General features: G+C 74.6%; 4 protein-coding genes. 2 read left to right on the top strand and 2 right to left on the bottom strand.

Annotated features, from left to right (window positions below; genetic code table 11):
- On the bottom strand, nucleotides 1-576 hold a 576-nt coding region (locus ACTIR_RS0115435), incomplete at its 3' end, for a pyridoxal-phosphate dependent enzyme (protein WP_026454951.1).
- Nucleotides 577-714: 138 nt separating this feature from the next.
- On the opposite strand from ACTIR_RS0115435, the gene ACTIR_RS0115430 reads away from it, so the two are divergent.
- On the top strand, nucleotides 715-978 hold the full coding sequence (locus ACTIR_RS0115430) for a GlsB/YeaQ/YmgE family stress response membrane protein (RefSeq protein WP_007027333.1): 264 nt from the start codon (nucleotides 715-717) through the stop codon (nucleotides 976-978).
- Nucleotides 979-1,000: 22 nt separating this feature from the next.
- Here ACTIR_RS0115430 and ACTIR_RS0115425 read toward each other — a convergent pair whose 3' ends face one another.
- On the bottom strand, nucleotides 1,001-1,627 hold the full coding sequence (locus ACTIR_RS0115425) for a TetR/AcrR family transcriptional regulator (RefSeq protein ID WP_026454950.1): 627 nt from the start codon (nucleotides 1,625-1,627) through the stop codon (nucleotides 1,001-1,003).
- 137 nt (nucleotides 1,628-1,764) lie between these two features.
- Between ACTIR_RS0115425 and ACTIR_RS26750 the strand changes: the two genes are divergently transcribed.
- Nucleotides 1,765-2,248 (top strand): alcohol dehydrogenase catalytic domain-containing protein (locus tag ACTIR_RS26750; protein WP_034240387.1); only part of this gene is annotated, 484 nt, incomplete at its 3' end.

The raw sequence follows: 2,248 nt of genomic DNA, 5'->3' as shown, positions 1-2,248 counted from the left end.
GCCCCCGCCGACGGGCACCACCACGGCGTCCGGGGCCCGCCCGAGCTGCGCGACGATCTCGGCGGCGACCGTGCCCTGCCCGGCGATCGTGCGCGGGTCGTCGAACGGGGGGACCAGCACCGCGCCCGTCTCCGCCGCGTCCTGTTCGGCCGACCGGGCTGCGTCGTCGTAGGTGTCCCCCTCGACGACGACCGTGACCTGTTTGTCGCCCAGCCACGCGATCCGGTCCCGCTTCTGCCGGGGCGTCGTGCGCGGGAGGTGGACCCGCGCGGTCACCCCGAGGGCGGCACACGCGAAGGCCACCCCCTGGCCGTGGTTGCCCGCGCTCGCGCAGACGACGCCGCGGGCGCGTTCGTCGGGGGACAGGCGGCTGATCCGGTTGTAGGCGCCGCGGACCTTGTACGAGCGGACGGGGCTCTGGTCCTCCCGCTTGAGCCACACGTCGAGCCCGTACCGGCGGGACAGCCGCTCGTTGCGTTGCAGCGGCGTGGGCGGGATGACGTCGGCGAACCCGGCGGCCGCCTCGGCGACGTCCCGGGCCGTCACCGCACCCTCCCGGGCGGAGCGGTCGCTCACCTGCTCACCTCCGTGACCTCGGCCGTGTCGCCGGTGTCCGGCGTCGCCGGACCCTTCAACGCTAGCGCACGCGCCCGCGCGGCGGCCGCGGACCGAGGGTGCCGCGCGGGGACACCTCAAGATCAGTACCGTGTGCGCATGGGTATTCTCGGTTGGATCATCCTGGGCCTGCTCGCCGGCGGCATCGCGAAGCTGCTGATGCCGGGCAAGGACCCGGGCGGCTGCATCATCACCGTCCTGCTGGGTGTGGGCGGAGCCCTGCTCGGTGGCTGGCTCGGCCGCACACTGTTCGACACCGACCTCGGCACGTTCTTCGACCTGCGCACGTGGGGCCTGGCGGTCGGCGGAGCGGTGGTGATCCTGCTGATCTACCGCCTGGTCTTCGCGCGCAGCGGGGACTGAGCCGGGCCGGGCCCGACCCGGCTCACCCGTCCGTGCCCGGCGGTGTCCGCGCGGCGGTGAACAGCGCGGACACCGTCCGGTGCAGCACGGCCGCGGCGTCGGGGACATCCAGCCCGAGGTCGTCGCGGCCGCCCATCCACGCGGGCCAGCTCGTCGCGAGCACCAGGGCCCGGACCAGCTCGGTGCGGTCCGGGCCGGCCAACCGGTCCAGTTCCGGGGCGAACAGCCGCTCGATCTCGTCCCGGAGCCGGTCGTTGTGCCGGGCGCGGTTGCGGCGGACCTGGGCGGAGAACGGCAGCCAGAGCTGCGCGGCCCGGGCCACCCCCGCGATCGATTCCAGCATCCGTACCCGGCGGCGGCAGAACCAGTCGATGCGCTCGTCCAGCGCGGCCCCGACCGGGAGCGGCCCGGCGTCGGCGTACTGCAGGCCCAGTGTCTTCTCGCCCGCCGCGGCGAAGAGCTCCTCGCGGTCGGCGAAGTGCGTCCACAGCGCCCGGCGGGAGACCCCGGCCCGCTGTGCGATCCGGTCGACGGTCGGCCGCAGGTCCCCTTCGAGCATGAGATCCACGTGGGCGTCGATGATCGCCTGCCGCGTCCGCAGCCGGCGTCGGGTGCGTCCGTCGGTGTCCCCGGTCCGCTCTGGCCCCACTCCGGTCCATCCCTGCCGTTGCCGTCGGTGGCGGCGTTCACACCGCTGTCGCCGGAGCCTACAGTGTGCACCTAGAGTGCAAAATCACCGTGGGGCACCGCGTCCCGCGGCGAACCGGCGTCGAAGGAGAGCAGCGCATGCGTGCAGCCCAGGTCACAACCCTGGACGGACCCGCGGCCGTGCGGGTCGCGGACGTCGACGAGCCCGGCGGGGACGGATCCGTCCTCATCGACGTGCACGCGGCCGGGGTGACCTTCCCGGACGTGCTGCAGAGCCAGGGCCGTTACCAGATCCAGCCCGACCTGCCGTTCGTGCCGGGCACCGAGGTGGCGGGGGTGGTGCGCACGGCGCCGGACGACGCCTCCGTGCGGCCCGGTGACCGGGTGGCGGCGTTCCCCGGGCTCGGCGGTTTCGCCGAGACCGTCGCGGCCCGTCCCGGGATGGTGTTCGGCATCCCGGACCGGCTGTCGTTCACCGCGGCCGCCGCACTGCCGATGAACTACCTCACCGTGCACTTCGCGTTGACCCGGCGGGGCGGGCTGCGTCAGGGCGAGACCGTGCTGGTGCACGGCGCCGCGGGCGGTGTCGGCACGGCCGCGGTGCAGCTGGCCGCCGCGCTCG

The organism is Saccharomonospora iraqiensis subsp. iraqiensis (genome assembly GCF_000430445.1).
Taxonomy (GTDB): Bacteria; Actinomycetota; Actinomycetes; order Mycobacteriales; family Pseudonocardiaceae; genus Saccharomonospora; species Saccharomonospora iraqiensis.
Note: the sequence above shows the minus strand (reverse complement) of the source record. Positions and strands in the feature narration are given on the sequence as shown.